22 protein-coding genes and 2 pseudogenes are annotated in these 23,831 nt (G+C 54.8%); 14 read left to right on the forward strand and 10 right to left on the reverse strand.

Annotated features, from left to right (window positions below):
* Window positions 1–28: 28 nt before the first annotated feature.
* From P3C52_RS08795 to P3C52_RS08815, 5 genes are read left to right on the forward strand one after another with little or no spacing between them, the layout of a single operon-like run.
* Window positions 29–718 (forward strand): hydrolase, encoded by a 690-nt coding sequence (locus P3C52_RS08795; protein WP_275554642.1) that lies wholly within the window; start codon window positions 29–31, stop codon window positions 716–718.
* A 58-nt stretch (window positions 719–776) separates the two neighbouring features.
* Window positions 777–1,013, forward strand: coding sequence for a DUF1427 family protein (locus P3C52_RS08800; RefSeq protein ID WP_275554643.1), 237 nt, complete (start codon window positions 777–779; stop codon window positions 1,011–1,013).
* A 2-nt stretch (window positions 1,014–1,015) separates the two neighbouring features.
* Window positions 1,016–1,270 (forward strand): XapX domain-containing protein, encoded by a 255-nt coding sequence (locus P3C52_RS08805; protein ID WP_275554644.1) that lies wholly within the window; start codon window positions 1,016–1,018, stop codon window positions 1,268–1,270.
* Window positions 1,271–1,318: 48 nt separating this feature from the next.
* Window positions 1,319–1,705 carry a response regulator gene (locus P3C52_RS08810; protein WP_275554645.1) on the forward strand — a complete coding sequence of 129 codons (387 nt, stop codon included), beginning with the start codon at window positions 1,319–1,321 and terminating at the stop codon, window positions 1,703–1,705.
* Entirely contained in the window at window positions 1,702–7,269 is a 5,568-nt protein-coding gene (locus tag P3C52_RS08815; RefSeq protein WP_275554646.1) for an AAA family ATPase, read from the forward strand. The genes P3C52_RS08810 and P3C52_RS08815 overlap by 4 nt, the downstream gene beginning before the upstream one ends.
* 100 nt (window positions 7,270–7,369) lie before the next feature.
* On the opposite strand, the gene P3C52_RS08820 is transcribed toward P3C52_RS08815, so the two are convergent.
* A complete protein-coding gene (locus P3C52_RS08820) occupies window positions 7,370–7,990 on the reverse strand; it encodes a response regulator (protein WP_275554647.1) in 621 nt (206 codons plus the stop codon).
* A gap of 308 nt (window positions 7,991–8,298) precedes the next feature.
* Window positions 8,299–9,216: an aromatic amino acid DMT transporter YddG gene (gene yddG / locus P3C52_RS08825; protein ID WP_275554648.1), complete on the reverse strand. Its 918-nt coding sequence runs from the start codon at window positions 9,214–9,216 to the stop codon at window positions 8,299–8,301.
* A gap of 173 nt (window positions 9,217–9,389) precedes the next feature.
* Between yddG and ycgZ the strand changes: the two genes are divergently transcribed.
* The 4 genes from ycgZ (at window position 9,390) to P3C52_RS08845 (ending at window position 11,600) form a co-directional block, all read left to right on the forward strand.
* Entirely contained in the window at window positions 9,390–9,641 is a 252-nt protein-coding gene (gene ycgZ / locus P3C52_RS08830; protein WP_275554649.1) for a regulatory protein YcgZ, read from the forward strand.
* Between the two features lie 197 nt (window positions 9,642–9,838).
* Window positions 9,839–10,144 carry a hypothetical protein gene (locus P3C52_RS08835; protein WP_275554650.1) on the forward strand — a complete coding sequence of 102 codons (306 nt, stop codon included), beginning with the start codon at window positions 9,839–9,841 and terminating at the stop codon, window positions 10,142–10,144.
* A gap of 149 nt (window positions 10,145–10,293) precedes the next feature.
* Window positions 10,294–11,157, forward strand: a complete 864-nt coding sequence (locus P3C52_RS08840; protein WP_275554651.1) for an AraC family transcriptional regulator — start codon at window positions 10,294–10,296, stop codon at window positions 11,155–11,157.
* A gap of 35 nt (window positions 11,158–11,192) precedes the next feature.
* Window positions 11,193–11,600: a DUF2000 family protein gene (locus tag P3C52_RS08845; RefSeq protein WP_275554652.1), complete on the forward strand. Its 408-nt coding sequence runs from the start codon at window positions 11,193–11,195 to the stop codon at window positions 11,598–11,600.
* Window positions 11,601–11,758: 158 nt separating this feature from the next.
* On the opposite strand, the gene P3C52_RS08850 is transcribed toward P3C52_RS08845, so the two are convergent.
* From P3C52_RS08850 to P3C52_RS08860, 3 genes are all read right to left on the reverse strand, one after another.
* The gene (locus tag P3C52_RS08850) at window positions 11,759–12,010 is read right to left on the reverse strand and encodes a hypothetical protein (RefSeq protein ID WP_275554653.1); all 252 of its coding nucleotides are present in this window, start codon (window positions 12,008–12,010) and stop codon (window positions 11,759–11,761) included.
* A 61-nt stretch (window positions 12,011–12,071) separates the two neighbouring features.
* Entirely contained in the window at window positions 12,072–12,305 is a 234-nt protein-coding gene (locus P3C52_RS08855) for a hypothetical protein (protein ID WP_275554654.1), read from the reverse strand.
* Between the two features lie 590 nt (window positions 12,306–12,895).
* On the reverse strand, window positions 12,896–13,033 hold the full coding sequence (locus P3C52_RS08860; protein ID WP_275554655.1) for a hypothetical protein: 138 nt from the start codon (window positions 13,031–13,033) through the stop codon (window positions 12,896–12,898).
* Between the two features lie 502 nt (window positions 13,034–13,535).
* Here P3C52_RS08860 and P3C52_RS08865 point away from each other — a divergent pair.
* Window positions 13,536–13,739, forward strand: a pseudogene (locus P3C52_RS08865) (IS4 family transposase); the annotation flags it as partial.
* 45 nt (window positions 13,740–13,784) lie between these two features.
* On the opposite strand, the gene P3C52_RS08870 reads toward P3C52_RS08865, so the two are convergent.
* Together P3C52_RS08870 and P3C52_RS08875 are read right to left on the reverse strand one after the other, a co-directional pair.
* Window positions 13,785–14,141: a hypothetical protein gene (locus tag P3C52_RS08870; RefSeq protein ID WP_275554656.1), complete on the reverse strand. Its 357-nt coding sequence runs from the start codon at window positions 14,139–14,141 to the stop codon at window positions 13,785–13,787.
* A gap of 180 nt (window positions 14,142–14,321) precedes the next feature.
* Window positions 14,322–14,612: pseudogene (locus P3C52_RS08875) on the reverse strand (ABC transporter ATP-binding protein); the annotation flags it as partial.
* Between the two features lie 175 nt (window positions 14,613–14,787).
* Between P3C52_RS08875 and P3C52_RS08880 the strand changes: the two are divergent.
* From P3C52_RS08880 to btsR, 4 genes are all read left to right on the forward strand, one after another.
* Window positions 14,788–16,287: a PTS transporter subunit EIIC gene (locus tag P3C52_RS08880; protein ID WP_275554657.1), complete on the forward strand. Its 1,500-nt coding sequence runs from the start codon at window positions 14,788–14,790 to the stop codon at window positions 16,285–16,287.
* A gap of 77 nt (window positions 16,288–16,364) precedes the next feature.
* A complete protein-coding gene (gene malI, locus P3C52_RS08885; protein ID WP_275554658.1) occupies window positions 16,365–17,381 on the forward strand; it encodes a Mal regulon transcriptional regulator MalI in 1,017 nt (338 codons plus the stop codon).
* A 281-nt stretch (window positions 17,382–17,662) separates the two neighbouring features.
* On the forward strand, window positions 17,663–19,351 hold the full coding sequence (locus tag P3C52_RS08890) for a sensor histidine kinase (RefSeq protein WP_275554723.1): 1,689 nt from the start codon (window positions 17,663–17,665) through the stop codon (window positions 19,349–19,351).
* The gene (btsR, locus tag P3C52_RS08895) at window positions 19,345–20,064 is read left to right on the forward strand and encodes a two-component system response regulator BtsR (RefSeq protein ID WP_275554659.1); all 720 of its coding nucleotides are present in this window, start codon (window positions 19,345–19,347) and stop codon (window positions 20,062–20,064) included. The genes P3C52_RS08890 and btsR overlap by 7 nt, the downstream gene beginning before the upstream one ends.
* A 14-nt stretch (window positions 20,065–20,078) precedes the next feature.
* Here the strand turns inward: btsR and yjiA are convergent, their stop codons facing one another.
* From yjiA to P3C52_RS08910, 3 genes are all read right to left on the reverse strand, one after another.
* The gene (gene yjiA, locus P3C52_RS08900; protein WP_275554660.1) at window positions 20,079–21,041 is read right to left on the reverse strand and encodes a GTPase; all 963 of its coding nucleotides are present in this window, start codon (window positions 21,039–21,041) and stop codon (window positions 20,079–20,081) included.
* A gap of 13 nt (window positions 21,042–21,054) precedes the next feature.
* Window positions 21,055–21,258, reverse strand: coding sequence for a YbdD/YjiX family protein (locus tag P3C52_RS08905; protein ID WP_275554661.1), 204 nt, complete (start codon window positions 21,256–21,258; stop codon window positions 21,055–21,057).
* Between the two features lie 126 nt (window positions 21,259–21,384).
* The gene (locus P3C52_RS08910) at window positions 21,385–23,538 is read right to left on the reverse strand and encodes a carbon starvation CstA family protein (RefSeq protein WP_275554662.1); all 2,154 of its coding nucleotides are present in this window, start codon (window positions 23,536–23,538) and stop codon (window positions 21,385–21,387) included.
* Between the last annotated feature and the right edge of the window lie 293 nt (window positions 23,539–23,831).

Here is a 23,831-nt window from a genome sequence, read left to right on the forward strand (position 1 = left end):
GTTACTTAAACCTCAAATGGGTATTCTCATGACCAACGCTAAGCTTGAAGTACTGACTCCCGAAAACAGCCAGCTGATTTTTATCGATCAGCAGCCGCAGATGGCATTTGGCGTGCAGTCTATCGATCGCCAGGTATTAAAAAATAATGTCGTAGGCCTGGCGAAAGCGGCCAAAGTCTTCAATATTCCGACCACCATCACCACGGTGGAAACGGAGAGCTTCTCGGGTAATACCTTCCCTGAGCTGCTGGATGTCTTCCCGGAGAATGACATTCTGGAGCGCACCTCAATGAACTCCTGGGACGATCTGAAAGTGCGTGAAGCGCTGGCGAGAAACGGCAAGAAAAAAGTTGTGGTTGCGGGCCTGTGGACCGAAGTTTGCAACAACACCTTCGCGCTGTGCGCCATGCTGGAAGGGGATTATGAGATCTATATGGTGGCGGACGCGTCCGGCGGTACTTCTAAAGAAGCCCATGATTTCTCAATGCAGCGCATGATTCAGGCGGGCGTGGTGCCGGTAACCTGGCAGCAGGTGATGCTGGAGTGGCAGCGCGACTGGGCGCACAAGGCGACCTACGATGCGGTGATGGATATCGTGAAAGAGCATTCCGGCGCTTACGGCATGGGCGTGGATTACGCTTACACCATGGTTCACAAAGCCCCGGCGCGCGCGAAAGGCTCGCACCGTACGCTGGCACCACAGCCGGCTAATAAGTAATCGGCCGCAGGCTGGCCCTGTCTGGCCAGCCTCAGCAGGCAATAACGGGAGAAACGTTATGACCGCAGGGCTTATCTCCCTGGGCGCGGGCATGCTGATTGGTTTGCTCTATGCGCTGCTGAAGGTGCGTTCACCGGCTCCGCCCGCTATTGCGCTGGTGGGGCTGCTGGGCATGCTAATCGGTGGCTGGCTGACGGCTGACGAGTCTGGGCCGTATGAAAACCACGGCGCGTCATCGACGCTGTCGCAGGCAAAGGGCGCATCGACGCCGTTGCTGCCAACGCGGGCGGGCTAATAATGCTAAAAGCGTATCTGGTTTCATTGACAATGGGCCTGCTGGCAGGCCTTATTTATGGCGGAATGCATGTGCATTCACCGGCGCCACCGGTGATTGCGCTGTTGGGGCTGTTTGGCATGTTGGTCGGCGAGCAGCTTATTCCGCTTTGCCGACGGCTTATCCAGCGTCAACCGATCACCCTGGCATGGTTTCGTCATGAATGCGTGCCAAAAATCAGCGGCACTCCTCCTCCTGAAGGCGAACATAAACCTTAAGAAAGAGCGCCTTTCACCTTTGCGTGATTTCAGACAGAGGATTACAGCATGATGCTGTCACCGCGCATTGTCATCGTTGACGATGAACGCTCCGTCCGCAGCGGGTTATGTAACTTATTGCAGTCGGACGGCTACGACACAGACGCCTTCGAAACAGCGGAGGCGTTTCTACAGGATAAAAGCGCGCTGGCGGACGCTGCATTGCTGATTCTCGACGTAAAGCTGAAAGGAATGAGCGGATTTGAGCTTTTCCGGCAGGTGGCGGCGCAGCCGAGTCCGCCGCCGGTTATTTTTATTTCCGGGCACGGCGATGAAAATATGCTGTGGTACGCCATTAATCTCGGCGCGGTCACCTTTTTACGCAAACCGATTAACGTCGATACGCTGCTGGATTATATTCGCCGTGAACTCTCTGCCCGCGAGGAGCGACCTTGAGCGAGAAACTTTCCGCCGCCGGACAAATGATGGATGCCGGTGTGCTGACGTTAAGCGACGAGATTATTTTTACCCCGCTGGCACAGGAGGGCGCGATCGCCTGGACGCTTGGCCAGCCGCTGCACTCTGGGGAATCCTTTATTCTGGCCAGCGCCGCTGGCGAAGAGCGCGCGTTTCAGGCCACGCAGCTACTGAAACATGAATTCTCTCTGCGGATGCAGCTCTCTGCCGACTGGGCGGTCAGGCCGCTCAGCGCGACGCTGCATCATAGCCGCTACGCGCTAGTGTATGCGGCTTTCCCCTTTCAGACGCTAACGCGCCTGATGCCGCTGAACATCGCCGATTTTCTGGCGCTGGCGGTGCGGCTTTGTAAACCGCTGCAGCAGATGCATGCGGCTGGGCTCATCCACAACGATATTAAACCGGGCAACATTTTCCTGGATGCGGACGGCGGCTGTCGGCTGGGCGGTTTCGGCCTGGCCTGCGCGGTGGAGAACGGCGGCGCGCAGACGCGCCTGAACGTCTCCGGCGGCACGCTGGCCTATATGTCGCCGGAGCATACGGCGCGTACCCGCGATGCGGTAGACAGCCGCAGCGATCTCTACAGCCTTGGCATTGTGCTGTATGAACTGCTGACCGGCGCCTTGCCGTTCGATCTGCGCGAAGGCGGCCAGGCGGAGTGGGCGCATCATCATATCGCCTCCGCGCCCCGGCCTCCGCACCAGCTGCGCGCCGAAATCCTCGCCATGCTCTCGGTGATTATTTTACGCCTGCTGGAGAAATCGCCCGGCAACCGCTATCAGAGCGTAGAAGGGCTGATCGCGGATTTGCGCCGCTGCCAGGCGAACCTCGCTGATGATGGCCAGATTGCCGACTTTACGCCAGGTCTGCAGGATCGCGCGCCGGTACGCTGGCTGACGGATAACCTTTATCTGCATCATCCGCAGGAAGGACAACTGCTGGCGGCGTTTGCGCGGGTCGCCACCGCCAGCACGCCGGAGCTGGTGGTGATTAGCGGGCCGCAGGGCATCGGTAAATCGTCACTGATCGCCTCGGCGCTAAAAAGTATCCAGCACAAGCCCGCGCTGCTGGCGGTCAGCAAGGCGGATCAATATTCGCCGGTGCTGCCATATGCGGTGATAACCGCTGCCTTCCGCGCGTTAACACTTTATCTGTTAGGGCTTGATGCCGCTGAAGTGGCGTACTGGAAACGGCGTTTGAGCCGGGCGTTGGGTAACTATGCCGGACTGGCGGTCAACCTGGTGCCGGAGCTGGGGTTGCTGCTGGACAGCAAAGCGCAGCTGCCTGCCGATATGCACTCTGCCGATGCACGTTTGCGCTTTAACCAAATGGCGCACGGTCTGGTCAGGGCGTTTGCTACGCCGGGCCGCCCGCTGGTGTTGTTAATTGATGATATTCACTGGATCGACCAGGCCAGTTTGCAACTACTGGCGTACCTGGCCAGCAACTGCGAAGCCCTGCCGCTGCTGATCGTGGTGTCTTACTGCGATGCTGAGAATGAGGCGCAGTCGCCGTTGGCGACGTTGCGCGCGTCAACCTGTGGGCGGCAAGAAATCAGGCCGCAGCCGTTTAGCGTAAAAGCGGTGGCGCGCTGGCTGGCCGACATTTTTCAAACGCGCGCCGCCGGTCTGAATGAGCTGGCCGCGTTGATTCATGAGAAAACCGGCGGCAATCCGCTGTTTACCTATGAGTTTTTCCGTCGCATCGTGCAGGACGGACTGATTACGCATCATCCGCAGCACGGCAAATGGCATTACGATTTGGCGGCGATCCGGGCGCGCAACTATACCGAAAATGTTGCCACCCTGCTGCTGCAGCGGCTGGCCGCGCTGCCGCCGTCCACGCGCCAGCTGCTCGGCGGCCTGGCCAGCGTTGGCGGAAACGGCAAGCTGGCGCTGCTCAGCCAGATGCAGGGGATTCCGCTGGCCGAGCTGCGGGAACAGCTACAGCCCGCTATCGACGCCCGACTGATCGCCTTTGCCGCAGACGAGTATGCTTTTACACACGATCGTCTGCAGAAGGCGGCGCAGGCGCTGCTGGCGCCGGAGGAAGCGTGCCGTCTTAATTTTGCCGCCGCCAGCCAGCTTACCGATGCGTTAAGCCAGAACGATAATAACGATGCGCTGTTTCTGGCGGTTCACCATATTACTTCCGCCATCGACTCTATTCGTGCGCCTGCGGATCGCGAGCGTTTTCGCACCGTCTGCCTGCGCGCCGCGCAGCGCGCCAAAAGTACCGGCGACTACGCGTCGACGTTACGTTATCTGGGCACCGCCCGCAGCCTGCAACCGGAGGCGCAGCACAACGCGCCGGATGAAATTTTCGCCCTCGATTTCCAGCAGGCGGAGTGCGAGTTTTTGCAGGGCAATCTGCCGACAGCGCTGACATTATGCAATCAGTTAATGACCATGCCCGGCAGCCGTGAGCAAAAAGCGCTGGCCGCCTGCATGATGGCGGAAGTGCATATGCGCCAGTCAGATATGCAGCTGGCTCTGGAAACCGCGCTGGCCTGGCTGGCGGTGTTCGGCATTCACCTGAGCCGGCGCCCCGATGATAAAGACTGCCTTGAGGCGCGTCGGAGTCTGGAGGCGCGAATCGGTGCCCATCCGTCCGACATCTTCAGCGCGCTGCCCGTTACCGACGATCGCGAAGCGGAAGCCATTATGAGCCTGCTGATCGGCGCCGGTATGTTTGCCGCCTTCGCCAGCCCGCGTCTGCATTTTTTACTGCTCTGCAAAATTCTGGAGATGACGCTGGATCGCGGAATGTGCGGCGCATCGACCGCGGCGCTCTCCTGGTACGGCGTGCTGATTGGCTGTCGCTACGATGATTATCCGCTGGGCCTGCAATATAGCCTGCTGGGACGCGATTTGGTGATGCAGCACGCGTTCGATAGCTTTAAAGGGCGGACGCTGCTGGCGGTCGATCTGTCCAGCGCCTGGGTTCAGCCGCTTAACTTCGTGGTGGAACAGGCCAAAAACTGTTTCACAGTCGCGGTCGATCACGGCGATCTGACCGCCGCCTGCTTTATTATTCGCCATCAAACCATGAATTTCCTGACGCGCGGCGATCACCTGGATGCGGTGCTGACCACCATCGAGCGCGGCCTGAGCTTTATCCGCAAGCTGCGCTTTCCCGATGTGGAGATCCTGCTGCTGATCCAGCGGCTGTACGTGACGCATCTGCGTAACCCGTCGGCGGCGCAGTTTAGCGGTGCGGGGGTACTCCCTGATTCGCTGATCGCGCCGGAAAATGGCCGCCAGCCTATTCCGCTGACGCGCTTCTGGTTCTGGCTCTATCGCGGCATGGCTTATTTGCTGGCGGGGGAATATCAGCAGGCCAGCGATGCCTTAGCTGAAGCGGGCGAGCTGACTTATGCGGTGCCGGGCTATGTTCATCTGCTGGATTACCATTTTTACAGCGCGCTTGCGCTGACGTTACCGCTGTCGCCGGAGAATGCTGGAGCCGCCCAGCGTCAGCAGGCGCAGGCGCACTACGCAAAAATCGCGCTGTGGGCCGAGCATAATCCGGCGACCTTTGCTGATAAGGCGGCGCTGATCGCGGCGGAACTGGCGCGGCTGGCGGGCGATAACGGGCGCGCCAGCGAGCAATATGAACGGGCGATTAAGCTTTCCGGTGAAGCGGAGTTTCATCATGTTAACGGCCTGGCCCATGAGCTGGCCGGACGTTTTGCCAAAGCCTGTGGCTATCACGTAGCGTCGGACGCCTATTTCAAAGGGGCGTTTAGCGCCTGGCGCCGCTGGGGCGCGCTGGCTAAGCTGCGCCAGCTGGAGCAGCAGTGGCCGCACCTGGCGCCGTCCGGGCAATCCACGCCTTACGACACCATCGCCTTTGCGCAGAATGAGGCGATCCGCGATCTGGAAAGCGTGCTGCGCGCGGTGCGGGCGATGACCGAAGAGATCAATCTCGATCGACTGATCCATATTCTGATGACTATGCTGCTGGAGCGCGCTGGCGCGCAGCGTGGCCTGCTGATCCGCATTCTTGATAACAACATTCCTGAAACCCAGGCCTGGGCGGAAACCACCTCGGACGGCGTGAAGGTGCAGATTGTAAAAGAGACGCCTTCGGCGACCGATCTGCCTTTGTCGGTGCTGGCGGCGGTTATGCGCACCGGGCAGGAGATCCGCACCAGCAAGCCGGAAGTGTTTAGCCCGTTCAGCCAGGATGCCTATCTGGTGACGTCGGGCGCGGCGGTGATGTGCGTACCGATGTATAAGCAGGCACAGATGGTCGGCGTTCTCTATCTGGAGAACCGGCTGATGCCGGATATTTTTACCGCAGAGCATTCGCGTATTGTGCGTATGCTGGCGGCGCAGGCGGCGGTATCGCTGGAGACGGCGCGGCTGTATGCCGAGCTGCTGGAGGAGAATATTCAGCGCCGTCGGGTGGAAAAAGAGCTGCGTGCCAGTCAGACTTCGCTGATGCTGGGCGAAAAAATCAGCAATACCGGCACCTGGCGCTGGGAGCTGGAGCATGATCTGATGTTTGTCTCCGATGAATATGCGCGCATTCTCGATCTGCCTGAGGGACAGCGCACCATTTCCATGGCGGATTTTTTGCAGCTGGTGCATAGGGAAGACTTTCCACGCATCAACAAGCTGGTGACCGAAAGCGTGCGCAACGGCGTTTCGATGCGCGCGGAGTTCCGTATTTTCCGGCCGGACGGCAGCTGCCGCTATATTTTAGGCGTCGGCAATCCTATTGGCGAAGGGCGCCATATTGATGAGTATTTCGGCACCATTACCGATGTAACCGCCCGACGGCAGTCGGAAGATGCGGTGCGGGTGGCACAGGCGGATCTGGCGCGCGTTTCACGCGCAACCACGGTCGGACAGCTGACCGCCTCCATCGCCCATGAAATCAATCAGCCGCTGATGTCGATTGTCGCCAATGCCGGTGCCAGCCTGCGCTGGCTAAGCCGCAATCCGGTTATGTTGACCAACGCGCGCAGCAGTCTGGAGGAGATTATCAGCGAGGGAGAGCGCGCCGGTAATATTATTCGCGGTCTGCAGGCGCTGACGCGTAATCAGATGCCGAGCTATGCGCGGGTTAATCTGCATCATCTGGTTTATCACATTATGGCGCTGTCGCGCAGCGAGCTGGAACGGCGGCAGATTGTGCTGGAATATGCGCTAAAGGCGGAGGCGGCCTTTATTTACGGCGACAGCGTGCAGATTCAGCAGGTGCTGTTGAACCTGGTGATGAACGCCATCGATGCGATGTCTGAGATTCATCATCGCCCGCGTGTCCTTACCCTGAATTCCTTTAACCCGACGCCCGAAAAGATCCGGCTGGAAATTGCCGATACCGGCATCGGGCTCTGCCCGGAAGTGAAAGCACGGCTGTTTGATTCGTTTTACACCACCAAAGAGCAGGGCATGGGCATGGGTTTAACTATCAGCTACGGCATTATTGAAAAGCATTTGGGCGAGTTGACTGCCGAATCCCGTCAGCCTGATGGCAGCGTGTTCGCTTTTACGCTGCCAATTGACAGAGAACAGCAAGAGGCTTCGCGCTAAGCGCGCAAACAGTCAGGCGCGCTGCAGAAGGGCAATACGCTACGTCTGCACAACGCGCGCCCAGACACAAAGCTGGCGGCATTTAATTAATGAAAGAACGCTAACGCCCCTGGGTTTTAACAATATTCAGGCGCTCGGCAGCCCTCACCAGATCGGTTAGCGAGCGCACTTCCATCTTCTCCATCACCCGCCGTTTATGCACCTTGGCGGTAATTTCACTGACGCCCAGCGCGGTGGCGATCTGCTTGTTCAGCAGACCGCCAATCGCCAGCTGAAGTACCTCGCGCTCGCGCGGTGTCAGGGAATCGTAGCGTGCGGTCAGCGTCTGCATTTCACGTGAGGCGCCCAGGTTTTTTTCTGCCAGCTTGAGCGCCTCTGCGACCGCCTGCAACAGCAGACGTGGCACGGCGGGCTTGGTCATAAACTCATACGCGCCCGCTTTCATCGCTTTGACCGTTAACGGAATAGTGCCGTAGCCGGTAAGAAAAATCGTAGGAATAAGGTAGCCCAGTTTGGTCAGCGCATCGGTAACATCAAAACCGTTGGCTTCTGGCATATTCATATCCAGAATCAGGCAGCCGGGCGCTGGGCTAAAAGAGTGAGCAAGAAAGGTCTGAGCGGAGGAAAAATCAGCGACCTGATAATCTTCAGCCTTTAACAAACTAACCAGCGCTTGCCTGACTGAATTATCATCATCAACCACATAAACAATATGTTCCATAAGCGGTTCCCGCTGTCATTGAGAATATTGCTGTATGGCCAGGTATCAGCCAGAAAATCCATATTAATTACAGCAACATGCAGATAGCTTTTTTGCAATAAACCTGATGTTATCACAATAATTATCATTATCATCGGGGAAAACATTATCGCAGATAAATAAATAACCCATTGATAATAAGGGTTTTACCGGAGTTGGGGGTTATATCCGGCAGCTTAATGAAAAATACGAATAAACGTTATCCTGGCGGCATCCGAAGGAACATGGCGAATATCTGATTTTAGCGGCCGCCATCGAATGGCCGCTTGCTACTGATTAACTTTGCTGAGCCGTTTATTCTTTATCCCAGCCGTGCGGGTTGACCACCAGCACAGCAGCGAACCCAGGCTTACCATCGCCGCACCCTGCCAAAAAGTCAGCGTCAGCGTTGTGCCAAGAATAAAAGAGGCCAGCAGCGCCGAAATCACCGGAATAAAATAGGAGGCGGTCGCCAGCACGGTTACGTTGCCGTGCAAAATACCGATATTCCACGCCGCATAACCGAACCCCATCGCGCAGGCGGCTAAAACCAGGCTCATGATTGTCGGCGTGGTAATAATAAAAGCGGGCTGTGGCGCTGAAAGGAATTTTATCCATAAGGTCAGCGCGGTCAGCATAAAAAACAGCGTAATGCCGTTGCTGCCCTGGGCGATTTTTTGCGTCACTACACAGTAAATGGCCCAGATAACCGCGCCGCTAAAGGCCAGACCGTAACTTAACGGATTGCTGGCGAGATTGCCGATAATGCGTGCCGGTGAAAAGCCGTCGCTGCCGCCTAATACGCAGCAGATACCCGCAATCGCCAGCAGCAGGCCAGGAATAATTAACGGACTGGTTTTCTGCCGGTTAACCAGCACCGACAGCAAAATCGTCATGCCGGGCCAGAGATAGTTCACCATTCCCACTTCGATAGCCTGCGTGCCGCTGCGCGCAAAGCCCAGCGACAGCGCCAGGCAAATTTCATAGCTGACAAACAGCAGACTGCCGACGATTAAATAAGCGCGCGGAAAGGTTTTAAGTTTAGGCAGGCCCACGGTCACCAGCAGCAACATTGCGCTTAACGTATAGATTAAGGCCGCACCGCCCGTGGCGCCGAATCCTTCGCTAACGCTGCGGATAAGGCCGACGATAGCGCTCCATAGCAGTACGGCTAACAAGCCGGTGAGAGTGGCTTTTTTTGATGTCATCAGCGTTAAAAACCTCACACTATACGCCCGCTTTTTCAGATGGGACGGCAAGCGCTCAAAGAGATGAACGGAAAATTAGGAGAAAAATACCTGTACAGGCTTTTCTTTTTTGTATAGTTTATCGTGCATAACATGTAGTTTACATTTCATTCAATCTGACCATGAGGGCGCCGATGATGCAACAGCAACAATGGACACCAAACGCTGGTAATGCAGTGGCTCAGCGTTTTGATATGGCAGATATGAATATCCCTACTCAGCAGGAAACGCTGGGGCAAATCGTAGAAGAGATCTTACGAGCGGGGCAATCCGTCAATCGTAAGGCGATTTGTGCAAAATTGCTGGCAAAGCTGGATAACATATCCTGCAAAAACATGGAAGCGCACTATCACGGGCTGCTTGCCCTGGTGCTGGGCCGGGAATAATTCATTATCTGTAATGGGTCTGTTCCAGCCCGTTCGGTTTATATCAATTGTTTATGCTATGTCTGTTTGTAGTAAAGCTCTCCTGATTCCGGCGCGGCTGTTGCCCTGATAAACAGCAGGCACCAGAAAAGCGGCTGGTTATTGTGTTGGCATCGCCTGTGTAACCGGCCTTCATTCACGTCAGCACAGGAGAGAATTTGGATAAAGACGAATCAAAGAATATACATGTAGCTCTGGGCGAAGCGGTACTGTCTATTCTGGAAAGCCAGAGTGCTTTAAGTAATCACTCCATTCTGGAGCGATTACAGCAGCTTGCCGAAAGCGAAGTCGATGAAGAAAAAGTCGCCGCTTACTGGCAGGCCAAAAAAGCATTCAGACACATCCCGCAGTCGGTGACCAGGCTCCGTCGTCAGGACGTTAACAGCACTGACAACAAGACGGTGAGAATGCCTCCGAACAGGTTTTCGTTCAGAAGAACGCGAACTGGCGAAGGATCTGACTGAATGAACAAACCGGCAGAGTGCGTTAAATCGCGCTCTGCCGGTTTTTTATTGCGCGTTTTCTCTGCTGTCAGATATTTCCGACGGGTTAAAAAAACGTTAAGGTTGATCCCTGCGCCATCCTCCGATCTGTCGTCTGTGTGAGAAGAGCCATGCCAAAAACCGTAACCCGCGACTGGATCGATCTGCGTCGCGACAGCGAAACCGGCATCGAAAGCGTACAGGCCCATTTCTATGGCCATGCTTACGATCCGCACGATCATGATGAAATGCTGGTGGGCGTTACGCAGCAAGGATTGCAGCGGTTTAACTGCCATCGCACGCTGCATACCAGCACGCCCGGACAGGCGATCCTTATCGAACCGGGCGCGGTACATGATGGCCATGCACCGGATCCGGCGGGCTTTTCCTATTCCATGCTCTATCTGCCGCAGGCCTGGCTGGGTGATATGCTGCAACGGCGCGGGCTGGGTGATATTTCCGCGCTGCAGGCCGCCTTTCGCCATACGCTTACCGAAGATCCCCAGCTTTACAACGCGATCCAGCAGGCGTTTCATGCCGTGCATTATGCTGAAGGCAAGCTGGCGCGCGACCAGAGTCTGGATCGGTTGATCGATCTGCTGGCACGCCATATTTACGTGCGGCCCGCGCTGGCGCAGGGCGACGCCTTCAACCAGATGTGTCGGGTCAGAGATTATATGCAGGCGTGCATGGCGCAGGATATTGGGCTGGACGACCTTGCTCAGCATGCCGGTATCGATCGTTTTCGTTTAACCCGCCAGTTTCAGCGCGCTTTCGGACAGTCGCCTCATGCCTGGCTGGTGAGGCTGCGTTTGCGTACCGCGCGCATGCTGCTTAGCCAGGGATTCCATCCGGCTCAGGCTGCCGCTCAGGTCGGCTTCGCTGACCAGAGTCATTTCGGACGCTGGTTCCGGCGCGCCTATCGCATCACGCCCGCTGAATATCAGGCGCAATGCACAAACGTTCTATACGCGCACACGCCGCCTCCCGGATGATGGTTACCGTTGTTAACCACCGGAGAGCCTGATTGATGTTTGATACTAAAGTTGCCCTTATCGTCCGTGACGATCTTGTCGTATGGCAGCGCCTGAATGTGGTGGCCTTCCTGGCCAGCGGCGTTGCTTCAGCGGCGCCTGAGATGATGGGCGAGCCCTATCTGGACGCTCACGGTAATCGTTACGGCAATATGCTGGGCCAGCCGATGCTGGTTTTCGAGGCGGACATTAGCGGCCTGCAGGCGGCGCACCGCAAAGGGCTGGAGCGCGAGCTGACGCTGATTCCCTATGTTCACGCCATGTTTTCTACCGGCCATGACGCCGCCAACCGCGCCGCCTTTCTGGCTGAAGATGCCGATAATCTGGATCTGGTGGGGCTGGCATTGCGCGGGCCAAAAAAAGCGGTAGATAAAGCGATTAAAGGGCTGGCGCTGCATAAATAGGTTTCTGTTGCGCTTTTTTGGGAAAGGAGCCTTCAGTTTGCCGAACAGAGCAGGGCAAACCGGTAATCTGGCGCTGAATACGTCGCGTATCTGACCGTATCATCAGCTTTAGCCAGCAGAAACAAAGTAAAAAGGCCGCATCTGCGGCCTTTGTTGTGTCAATAATAATAGCCCTTCGGGCGCTTGTCCGGCAGCCATAACAGTCCGTCAGGGTCCTTACCTCGTAGCACATGATGTCGCTGTTCGCTGTCATTCATGCGTCTGCGTTTGGTGGTACAGAGATTATTCCACCAGCCAGGCGACTTGCTCACATAGCTGGCCCCAGCAGGATAGTTATCTGGCCATTTAAACTTATGCGGCTTTGGCTTGCCGTTCGGGAAGCGATCCCGTCGCGTATTGAAAACGCTCATAAACACCTCGTAACTGAAAACAGTTACAACGTGTCGAGAGTCGCCAGATCTCTTTTGCCTTTCACCAGTACCACTTAGTTGGGTAGTTGTCCGGTGACCACGCCATTCCCTCTGGATCGGCCCCACGCATTATTCTGTGAATTCGCTCTTTATCAGCAGCACGGCGTGGCTTTGTTGTATAGAGCCATTTCCAGTAATGCGTTCCGTTCGGATTGCTGTAATAGCGAATGGGATGCCGATGGTTTTTAGCGCGGCCATTCGGATAGCGGTCTTTGCGCGTATTGAACAAGCTCATTGATACATTCCTCAGAAAAGTAAATTTCCGATCGTGTATCGAGCGCATCCATGTTCCGGTTACATCGTTGCATTATCGTTCCCCTGTCAATGCTTCAGGGCGGTTACCAACAGGATTAAGCCGGTGCCGATCGCTCCGCCTGCTCCCATCAATACCAGCCCATGCAGGGCTGGTGTCAGGATTTCCCGATAAAATTCTTTCACTGCTTAATCTTAATCCGTATAGCGCAGACGAGCGCGGCGCTCCTGCATGTTCATTCCGTCATGTTGACGCCGATGTCCACACATCCAACAGCTGCACGAACAGGGGGTACGTGCAACAATACCTGTGCTTTGGGGCGAACCATCCTCCACATTATGATAATGACGGCGTTTAGATTTCAGACGACATTCATGATGTCGGCGCAATGCTTTGTTCAAGGTCGTAACTCCATTCAGCGAGGCGGGACAATTCCCGCTTTCTCGGCATCTCGGAGTACGTATTAGAGCGATGGTAAATCTGCAAAGGCTCCTCCAAATATGAAGTTTGCCCGGTGGCGTGAAGCATGGCTCAGCAACAAGGGAGTAAGGGGGCTTGTGCCCCCTTTTCCCTTAACGCGAGGCGAATACCAGCGTTAATTTCAGACAAAGCAGTTCAATGGTGGCCTGGCTCAGCGTCTTTCCACTGAGGTAGAGAAAGAGAAGAACCAGCGACAACATCAAACATGCTTGCAGTATTTTCGTTGGCATTACGCCCCCTTGCCTTATCGGCTGTTAAGGGGCTACAATCTGATTGCGAAGTCAAGATTTGGCCCCATGGTTGAACAGAAATGTTTACCTGGGGCTTTCGTTTATTCACTGCCTGCCGGAGCAAGAGTGAATAACCTCAAGCACCGGGCGCAACTATGTTAAGCGGTACCGTTTCCCCAGGCAAGGCGCTTCTTTTTAAACCATCCAGCCTTCTTTACAGCCCAAATGTCTGGTTGTTGACTGGCAAATGACCTCTATTAAAATTTTCATGACGAAGAAATTGAAGGTTATCGAAAAATCAGAAAACGTTGCGTCATCTGATTTTTCCGGCGTTCCAGGATTAGGACCAGGCTCCAGAGAAGGGGATGACATCCTTTTATCGTCGCCTTTACTCCGGCCGATTATCTCTCGCGGGTAGGTATGGTAAAGGGTGAACGGGCATCATCAGATGAACTGTTGAAGCCCCAATCCTGAGAACGCTGGATACAAAAGGCTTACGGATTATCTTGCTGGAAATGAAGGATTAAAGCGGGGATGCCAGGCGCGCAGCATTAAGCCACGACAGGTAATCTCGTATCTGAAATTAACGGAGAATGTCCTGTACCACTCTCCACTAATTTTAAAACGAACGGCATTAAGTACCGTTCTTGTTCACTTCCTCAGAACCTACCGAAATAGAGTGCTGGTTCAGTTAGCGCTGATTTAATGGATCCCTCAGCGCTAACGCAGCCTTTTTAAGGGTAGAAGAAGGTTATTCGCTGACTTTGTTTTTCAGCTCGTTAGCGCCTTCTTTGGTTTTGTTCCAGCCTTTTTCCGTTCCTTCTTTCGTAGCGTCCCAGCCTTTCTCGGTGCCTTCTTTGGTGTTATGCCACGCTTTTTGCGTACCTTCGCTGGCTTTGCTGCTCAGGCTGTCGCTTTTACCTTCGGCGGCATGTTCCGATTTAAGCTTTAATTCCTGCCCCTCATGCTGCGTTTGATGCAGTTTTTCTTTAGCGTTATTGGCCCCTTCATGGGCGCTGGCGACAGTGTCATCCGTTGCGTGTGTGGTCGCGGCGAAAACGGGAGAAGCCAGCAGCAGTGCTGATAATGCCATAATTGTTTTTTTCATCATTCCCTCACTAAATCAACGTCATTAATCTCTTCGTATGGTTAACAATGGCACGGTTAGCGCGCATCTGCCTTCGGAATAAACTGGAAACCGCGCCGGCAGCGCGGGGCGTCAGAAGCGGGGGCAAAGTCGCAGGAAAGCCGCCCGGGGGGCGGCCAGAAAGGGAAGTGCTACGCCGCGTTAGTCAGCGTAATAGTGGATATGTTTTTTGCCGTGTACCGGCGATGGCGCGATTTTCGTTCTGACGTTAAATACTTCCCAGAGCAGGGATTCGGTCAGGACATCGTCTGGCGTGCCGTGGGCAATAATCTCGCCGTTGAGCATCACAATCAGCATGTCGCAAAACAGGGCTGCATGATTCAAATCGTGAATGGCGACGATGCTGGTAACCGGCAGCTCGCTGATCAGCTTCATCAGCTGAATTTGATGATGAATATCGAGATGGTTGGTCGGCTCATCCAGCAAGATTTCCCCCGCCGATCTTTGACGGGCTTCAAACAATCATTATTCCCTATGACTGAACGTACGATTCCTGTTGCAGGTCGTTAACGCTTATTTCACGATAGTAGAACGTTTTAATAGAACGTTCTACCTACAATAACAGCGCGTTTTTAGCGTGATTATCGGCCTTTTCCGGGGAATAACTATGAGTCTGGGTACAGGGTTTATTAAGTCGTTGTCTAAGCTTTCGATGATTGGTCGCGCATTAATGCTGCCTATCTCTCTACTACCGGCCGCCGGGCTGCTGCTGGCCTTTGGCGATAAGTTTCATTTACCGCTGATGATGAACGCGGGCGGGGTGATTTTCGATAACCTGCCGCTGCTGTTTGCTATCGGCTCTGCCGTAGGACTGGCGTCTGAATCGGGGATCGCCGCGCTTTCCGCCGCCGTCTCGGTATTTATCACTAATATGACTATCGGCACCGTCCTGTCGATTACGCCGGAAATGGCTGCGCAGGGCGGAAAATACGCCATGGTGGTCGGTATTCCTACGCTGCAAATGGGCGTATTCGGCGGCTTGCTGTGCGGCATTCTCGCTGCCTGGTGCTATAACCGCTTTCACGCGATTCAGCTGCCTGAGTTTCTTGGCTTTTTCTCAGGTAAACGCTTTGTCGCTATCGCCACGGCGTTTCTCTCTTTTCTGCTTGGCCTGTTGCTACCCTATATCTGGCAATATATTCAATCCGGTATTGATGCGCTGTCAGTCGTGGTTAACGGCGATAATCAGGCGGCCTCCACCTTTATTTTCGGCCTCGTTGAACGTGCGCTGATCCCGCTGGGCCTGCACCATATCTGGTATCCCTCTTTCTGGTATTCGTTCGGCGATTACACCACCCAGGCGGGGCAGGTGATTCATGGCGACCAGACTATCTGGTTTAAAATGCTGGAGGAGGGCGTGAAATCCTTTAGCAGCGACAGTTACCAGAATGCCGGTAAATTCATGCAGGGTGAATTTCCGCTTATGCTGTTTGCGCTGCCCGCAGCTTGCCTGGCGATGTATCACGAGGCGCAAACCAAAAATAAAAAAATCGCCGCCGGGATCTTATTTTCCGCCGCACTCACCTGCTTTCTGACGGGGATAACCGAGCCGGTTGAATTTACCTTTATTTTTGTCGCGCCGATTCTGTATGTCTTTAATGCAATAATGGCCGGGCTTTCCTATATGTGTATGTATCTGCTGCATGCGCATATCGCTAAATCGTTCTCGGCCGGATTGATTGACTATATTTCATTCGGCATCCTGCCTTCCTTTAACGGCTATCAGACCAACTTCCTCAATGCCATTATCATTGGGGTGCCGATGGGGCTGATTTATTACGTGACGTTCCGCTTTGTGATTCGCCGTTTTGATGTCAAAACGCCGGGCCGCGCTGATGTTACCGCCGATGCCAGTGATAAAACCGATGAAGAACTCGCTACGGAGATTGTGGGTCTGCTGGGCGGCGCCCGCAATATTGATTCCGTCGGAGCCTGCATTACCCGTCTGCGACTGGAAGTGACGCAGGGCGGGCTGGTGGATAAAGATGGGCTGAATGCGCTGGGTGCGCGTGGCGTCGTCTTCGTCGGCGATCGAGGTGTTCAGGTCATCTTTGGTGCCAGGGCACAATTTATTGCGCAAAAACTCTCTGGCATGTTAGGCAAATAAGCGGAGCGAAACAAAAGCGACCTCTTGTGGAAACAGAGGAGGTCGAAATCGGCGTCATGCACTTTCAGGGAGAGGATGTGAAAAGGGTCAGTATCGTTGATGTCGCCAGAGAGGCCGGAGTTTCGGTTTCAACCGTTTCACTGGTCTTGCGCCAGAAAGGGAAAATATCTCCTGCCACCATTGCGCGCGTACAGGCGGCAATGGATGCGCTGGGTTATGTACACAATGTGGCGGCGGCGAATCTGCGCGCCAACACGTCTAATTTGATTGGCCTGATTGTGCGTGACTTCAGCGACAGCTTCGCGACCAAAGTGATGGCCAGTATTGTTCAGGCGCTGGAGCGCCAGAATTACATGGTGTTTCTTGGCCAGCCACAGGACGAGGAGCAGGCGCTGGAACGCTGTCTGCTCTCTTTCAAACAGCAGGGCATCGCCGGCGTTATTTATCTTTCATCTGATAACTCCACCTCAACGCTGCCGGAAAAGCTCCGTCGCTGTCAGCTGCCGCTGGTGGTCGTCTCGCAATCTTTGCCGGAAGAAAACTGTGATTTGGTGATGCGCGACAACCGCCAGGCCGCCAGCCTGGCTACCCGTTATTTAATCGAGCGCGGGCACCGCAATATCGCTTATATCGGCGGCGCGGAAAACGATCGGATTCGTTTACAGCGGCTGCTGGGGTTTCGCAGCGCGCTGAGCCAGTACGGGATGGCGTTTCGTGAGGAGTTTACGCCCGCCTGTGCCGAGAGTACCCAGGCGGCGAGCCAGGTGACGCGTCAGCTGCTGGAGAGGAACAATACCGTTACGGCGCTGCTTTGCCATTCGCCGAATGCGGTGATTGGCGGCATTAGCGGTATTCATCAGGTTGGCCGTACGCTTGGCAAAGATGTGTTTCTGACGCAGCAGGTCGCGCTGCTTGGCTTTGAAGATATGCTGCATATTAATCTTACCTCGCCCTCTGTTACCTATGTCTCCTCTGCCAGCGAAGAAACGGGCCGTCAGGCAGCCGGATTAATTCTGCGTAAGATTGGCGAGCCGGATCTTCTGCCGCAACGCATTACGCTCTCCGGGCATCTGGTCGTCCGCGAGTCCGCATAACGCTTGCTGTTTTTTAGTTTTTTCCGCTGCGGAAAGCGGCGCTTCGCCTGAATAGCGGGCGGCGCTTTCAGGAATTGCTGTCGAAAAAGAGCGGGGCGGTATCAAATAACAGGCCCAGCGCGCAGCGTAACATCAGGCGCTTAATGTTGTACTCGCCGCCGTTCAGCGGGTGACTGCGCCGCTCTTTGTTGGCGAGCAGCTTTATTATTTTTAGGCTGTTTCAAAGTAATATTTTTTTGCAGGCGTTAGATTACGCGCATGATGGATTACGGATGTCCGAGATGTATGAATTTAATTTGATCCTGCTGCTGCTACAGCAAATGTGTGTCTTCCTGGTAATTGCCTGGCTAATGAGTAAGACCCGTTTATTTATTCCATTAGTGCAGGTGATTGTGCGTTTGCCTCATAAGCTGCTGTGTTATTTCACCTTTTCCATTTTTTGCATCCTGGGTACCTATTTCGGCCTGCATATCGATGATTCTATCGCCAATACGCGTGCGATCGGCGCCGTGATGGGCGGATTACTGGGCGGCCCGTTTGTCGGCGGCCTGGTCGGTCTGACGGGAGGGATACATCGCTATTCGCTGGGCGGAATGACGGCGCTGAGCTGCATGATTTCCACCATCGCTGAAGGGCTGTTGGGCGGGCTGATACACAGCGTTTTAATTAAGCGTGGGCGGATCGATAAACTTTTTAATCCGCTGGTGGCCGGCGCGGTGACGTTTGTCGCCGAAGCGGTGCAGATGGTCATTATCCTGCTTATCGCCAGGCCGTTTCAGGACGCCTTCGCGCTGGTCAGCAGCATTGCCGCGCCGATGATGGTGACCAATACGCTCGGCGCCGCCATGTTTATGCGCATTCTGCTGGATAAGCGCGCCATGTTTGAAAAATATACGTCGGCATTTTCTGCAACGGCGCTCAAAGTGGCGGCATCGACCGAAGGCATCTTGCGGCGGGGCTTTAACGAAGAGAACAGCATGAAAGTGGCGCAGGTGTTGATTAGGGAACTGGACATCGGGGCGGTCGCTATTACCGATCGCGAGAAGCTGCTGGCCTTTACCGGCATTGGCGACGATCACCACCTGGCGGGTAAACCCATCTGTTCTGATTACACCTGGCAGGCGATTGAAAACGGCGAGGTGGTCTACGCTGACGGCAACGAGCTGCCCTATCGCTGTTCGCTGCATCCCAACTGTAAGCTCGGCTCAACGCTGGTCATTCCGCTGCGCGGTGAGAACCGGCGGGTGATCGGCACGATAAAATTATACGAAGCGCGTAACCGGCTTTTCAGCTCGATCAACCGCACGCTCGGCGAAGGTATCGCCCAGCTTTTGTCGGCACAGATCCTCGCCGGAAAATTTGAACAACAAAAGGCGCTGTTAGCACAGTCTGAAATTAAGTTATTGCATGCGCAGGTCAACCCGCATTTTCTTTTTAATGCGCTGAATACTTTGATGGCGGTGATTCGTCATGACAGCGAGAAAGCCGGACAGCTGGTGCAGTATCTGTCGACGTTCTTCCGTAAAAACCTTAAGCGCCCTTCGGAGATTGTAACCTTGGCCGATGAGCTTGAGCATGTAAACGCCTATCTGCAAATTGAGCTGGCGCGATTCCCGTCACGGCTGAAGGTGGATCTACAGGTTCCGGCTGAGTTTTTGTCTCACAGTTTGCCCGCCTTTACCCTACAGCCGCTGGTGGAAAATGCGATTAAACACGGCACATCACAACTGTTGAATAACGGCCATATTGTTATTCGTGCCTGGGGTAAGGAACGAATGACCATCGTGGAAGTGGAAGATAACGCCGGGCTGTATCAAGCGGAGCAAAACGGTGATGGGTTAGGGATGAGCCTGGTAGATAAGCGCCTGCGCGCGCGTTTTGGTGACGATTACGGTATCACTGTCAGCTGCGAGCCAGATGCTTTCACCCGTGTTACGTTACGTCTGTCGATGGAGGGAGCCGGATGTTAAAAGTGTTGATTGTTGATGATGAACCGCTGGCGCTTGAGAATTTACGTTTGCAGCTACGGGACGAGGAGGATATCGATATCGTCGGCGAGTGTACTAATGCCATTGAAGCGATTGGCGTTATCCATAAGTTACGTCCCGACATCGTCTTTCTTGATATTCAGATGCCGCGTATCAGCGGTCTGGAAATGGTTGGCATGCTGGATCAGCAGCATCGGCCTCATATCGTTTTTCTTACTGCCTTTGAAGAATATGCCGTTGAAGCGTTTGAACAGTGCGCCTTTGACTATCTGCTAAAACCCATTCAGACGGCACGGCTGCAAAAAACGCTGGCGAGGCTTCGTCTTGGGCAGCGGGCACAGGATACCTCTTCGTTACCTCATTACCAGCAGCCTCTGAAGTTTATTCCCTGCCTTAGCAGCAACCGTATCTGGCTATTAAAAATGGCCGAGGTTGCTTTTGTCAGCAGTCGGATAGGCGGGGTTTATGTCACCAGACAGGATGGCAAGGAGAATTTCACCGAGCTGACGTTACGTACGCTGGAAAGCCGCACCCCGCTGCTGCGCTGCCACCGGCAGTATCTGGTGAATATTAATTACCTGAAGGAGATCCGCCTGGGGGATAAAAATCAGGCGGAGTTGTTGCTGAGTAACGGTCACATCGTGCCGGTGAGCCGCCGCTATTTAAAATCGCTAAAGGAGACGGTGGGGCTGTGAAAACCGCCGCCTCGTCACGCCGACCGTAACCGGTCAAACGCTGCGCGAATAGCGCTTTCGGGCAGATCTGAACCGATAAAAACCAGGGTGCTGCGCGGCGTTTCATCCGGCTGCCAGGCTTTGTCCCAGTCGGCGTTGTACAGCCGTTGCACGCCCTGAAACAGGAGTCGACACGGCTGGTCTTTGATCCACAACATGCCTTTATAGCGCAGCAGATTATCCGCAAAGCCGGAGAGCAACTCTTCCATAACGGCCGAAACGGCTGCCAGCTCTACCGGCCAGCTTAACTCCACCACGATAGAGGAGACGCTATTCTGCTTTGGCACGACAGGGCGGAACAGGGGTTTGGCCGCCAGTACGTGTTCGTCCAGCATAAAACCCCGGGTGTTAAACAGCAGCGCGGGATCGATATCGCCCTGGACTATTTTATAGACCGGCGCGCGCGCGTTAATCCGTTGCAGCCGTTCGAGCAGTTCCGGGTTCTCTCCGGCAACATCGGTTTTGGTCAGCAGGATACGGTCGGCATAGCCAATCTGCGCCTGGGCAAGAGGAAAACGATCCAGCTGGGAGTCAGCGTGCAGCGCATCAACCAGCGTAATCACGCCGTCCAGCACATAGCGCTCGCAGATAACCTCATGGGCGAAAAAGGCCTGAATAATCGGCCCGGGATCGGCCATGCCGGTACACTCAATCATTAACCGATCAAAGTACACCTCGCCCCGATCGTAACCGTCGAGCAAATCCAACAGCGCGTCTTCCAGTTCATTCGAACGGGTACAGCAGATACAGCCATTACTGAGCGTAGTGATGCGCGTGGCGCGATCGCCTATCAGCTGGCTATCGATGGGCATCTCACCAAATTCGTTTTCAATAACCGCAATTTTATCGTTCTGCTGCTTGTGTAATATCTGGCGTAAAAGGGTGGTTTTACCCGCGCCCAGAAAACCGGTTAATACTGTTACCGCAATCGGTGCCATAACTCTGTTCCTCTTAACAGCAGCGCATTCCGCCTTTGCCGTCACCGCCATAACGTGCCTGCTGGCGCTCACGGAAAAATTCTTTGTAGGTCATAACCGGCTGATCCGGGTGGTTAGTCTGCATGTGCAGAACATAGGTATCGTAATCGGGAATACCGACCAGCATGCGTGCAGCCTGACCGAGGTATTTTTTTGCTGCGCCTAAGTTGTCGAACATCGGTGACTCCTGTGAACATTTTCTTTGTCAGCGCATTAAGCGCCCCGTACCGGCTTTACATCGCTTCATGCAGGGATACGCCGGGGCTGAGGCTCCGGCGTTTTCGCTTAAGTAAACGACAAAGCGTTAATGACCAGAGGAGATTTTTATGCCGCCTTCAGGAACCGCAACATAAGGCGTCTCTTTATCGGTCCGCTGGTCTGATTTGCGTGCCTGCAGACAGGCGCGAATACCGTAGAAGATAATACTGTACACCACGATCAGGAACAGAATACTCAGCCCGGCGTTAGTATAGTTGTTGACCACGATATGCTGCATATTGCCGATCTGCTCTGGCGTTAGCTGTGCGGCCTCTGCGCTGATACGTTCTTTATACTGTCCCGCCATAAAGAAGAAGCCTTCCAGCTGCGGATTGGTGCTAAACAGCTTCAGGCCCAGCGCCCAGGTGGTGCAGATCAACAGCCAGAGGGCAGGAACGATGGTCACCCAGAGATACTTTGTGCGCTTCATTTTCGCCAGCACCACGCTGGCAAGGATCAGCGCCACGGCAGCCAACATCTGGTTCGAAATCCCGAACAGCGGCCACAGGCTTTTCACTCCGCCCAACGGATCGACCACGCCCTGATACAACAGATAGCCCCATAACCCGACACAGCCAGCGGTGCCGATCACACCGGCCACCAGCGAGTCGGTTTTTTTCAGGAACGGGATAAAGTTGCCCAGCAAATCCTGCAGCATAAACCGCCCGGAGCGCGTACCGGCATCCAGTGCCGTCAGGATAAACAGAGCTTCAAACAGAATGCCGAAGTGATACCAGAAGCCCATATCCGCCAACGGTAAAATTTTGTGGAATACGTGCGCAATCCCGACCGCCAGCGTCGGCGCGCCGCCGGCACGGTTTAAGACCGAAGGCTCGCCGATATCTTTAGCGGTTTGCAGGATTTGTTCAGGTGAAATCACAAATCCCCACGAGCTGACGGTAGCAGCGGCGTGAATCGTCACTTCTTTTAACTGCGCCATGATCAGCGGAGCGTTATCGCCGCCCAGCTCGTGCAGATTAGGCATCGTAATGCCCAGCCCCGCCGGTGGCGTGTTCATGGCGAAGTAAAGGCCAGGTTCGATAATCGAGGCAGCGACCAGCGCCATCACCGCCACAAAGGATTCCATCAGCATCGCGCCGTAACCAATGAAGCGGGCATCGGTTTCGCAGGCCAGCAGCTTGGGCGTTGTACCGGAGGCGATCAGCGCATGGAAACCGGATACTGCGCCACAGGCGATAGTAATAAACAGGAACGGGAACAGCGCGCCTTTCCACAGCGGCCCGGTGCCGTCGATATATTGGGTCAGGGCGGGCATTTTCAGCTCAGGATTGAGGATCACGATACCGACCGCCAGCCCGACGATAACGCCGATTTTCAGGAAGGTCGCCAGGTAATCACGCGGCGCCAGGATCAACCAAACCGGCAGCAGCGCGGATACGAAGGCGTAGCCAATCAGGGCAAAGGTAATGGTGGTGTCTTTGAAGGTTAAAGCCGGGCCCCAGTAAGGATCGTGGGCGATAATGCCGCCAAACCATATCGAGGCGATCAGCAGCAGTACGCCGATGACCGAGACCTCACCTACGCGGCCCGGACGAATAAAGCGCATGTAGATGCCCATAAACAGGGCGATGGGCACCGTTGAGCAGACGGTAAAGACGCCCCACGGGCTTTCCGCCAGCGCTTTAACCACGATTAACGCCAGCACGGCCAGAATAATAATCATGATCAAAAAGCAGCCGAACAGGGCGATAGTACCGGGAACCGGCCCCATCTCTTCTTTAATCATTTCGCCCAGCGAGGCACCGTTACGGCGTGAGGAGATAAACAGCACCATAAAATCCTGTACCGCCCCGGCCAGCACCACGCCAGCTAAGAGCCAAAGCACGCCGGGCAGGTAGCCCATTTGCGCGGCAAGCACCGGCCCGACCAAAGGACCAGCCCCGGCGATGGCGGCGAAATGGTGACCGAACAGTACGTTGCGGTTGGTCGGCACATAGTTCAGCCCGTCGTTGTTCAGCACCGCAGGCGTCGAGCGTGTAGGATCAAGCTTCATCACTTTTTGGGCGATATAGAGGCTGTAATAACGGTAGGCGACGAGATAGACCGATACTGACGCAACCACGATCCAGAGCGCGCTGATGTGTTCACCGCGCCGTAGGGCTACGACGCCCAGACAGCAGGCACCGAGAAACGCAAGTATCGCCCACGGTAAGTGTTTGAAAAGTTTTTTCTTATTCATAGAAAAACCTGGTTTTAATAGCTAACGAAATGCCCTTCTCAAATTAATGTAGTTAGGCTTGATGTCAGAGAAGGAGCCCTGTTTTACTCCGCGGCTAGGGTGACAAATTTAGCGGCTGACCAGGGGAAAATTTGCTTAGCGGTCACAGGCGGAAATAAGCGGCTATAAGCCAGGATAAGCGGTAAAAAACGGCGCGAAAGGGCTGAAAATTGGGATGTAAATCACAGGTGGTTTAGATAGGGCAGGGGAGCCGGCTCAGGCGGCACAAAGTGCAGGCACAAAAAAGCCCGCAG

Origin of the sequence: Mixta sp. Marseille-Q2659, from assembly GCF_940807255.1 — a bacterium.
Classification (GTDB): Bacteria; Pseudomonadota; Gammaproteobacteria; order Enterobacterales; family Enterobacteriaceae; genus Mixta.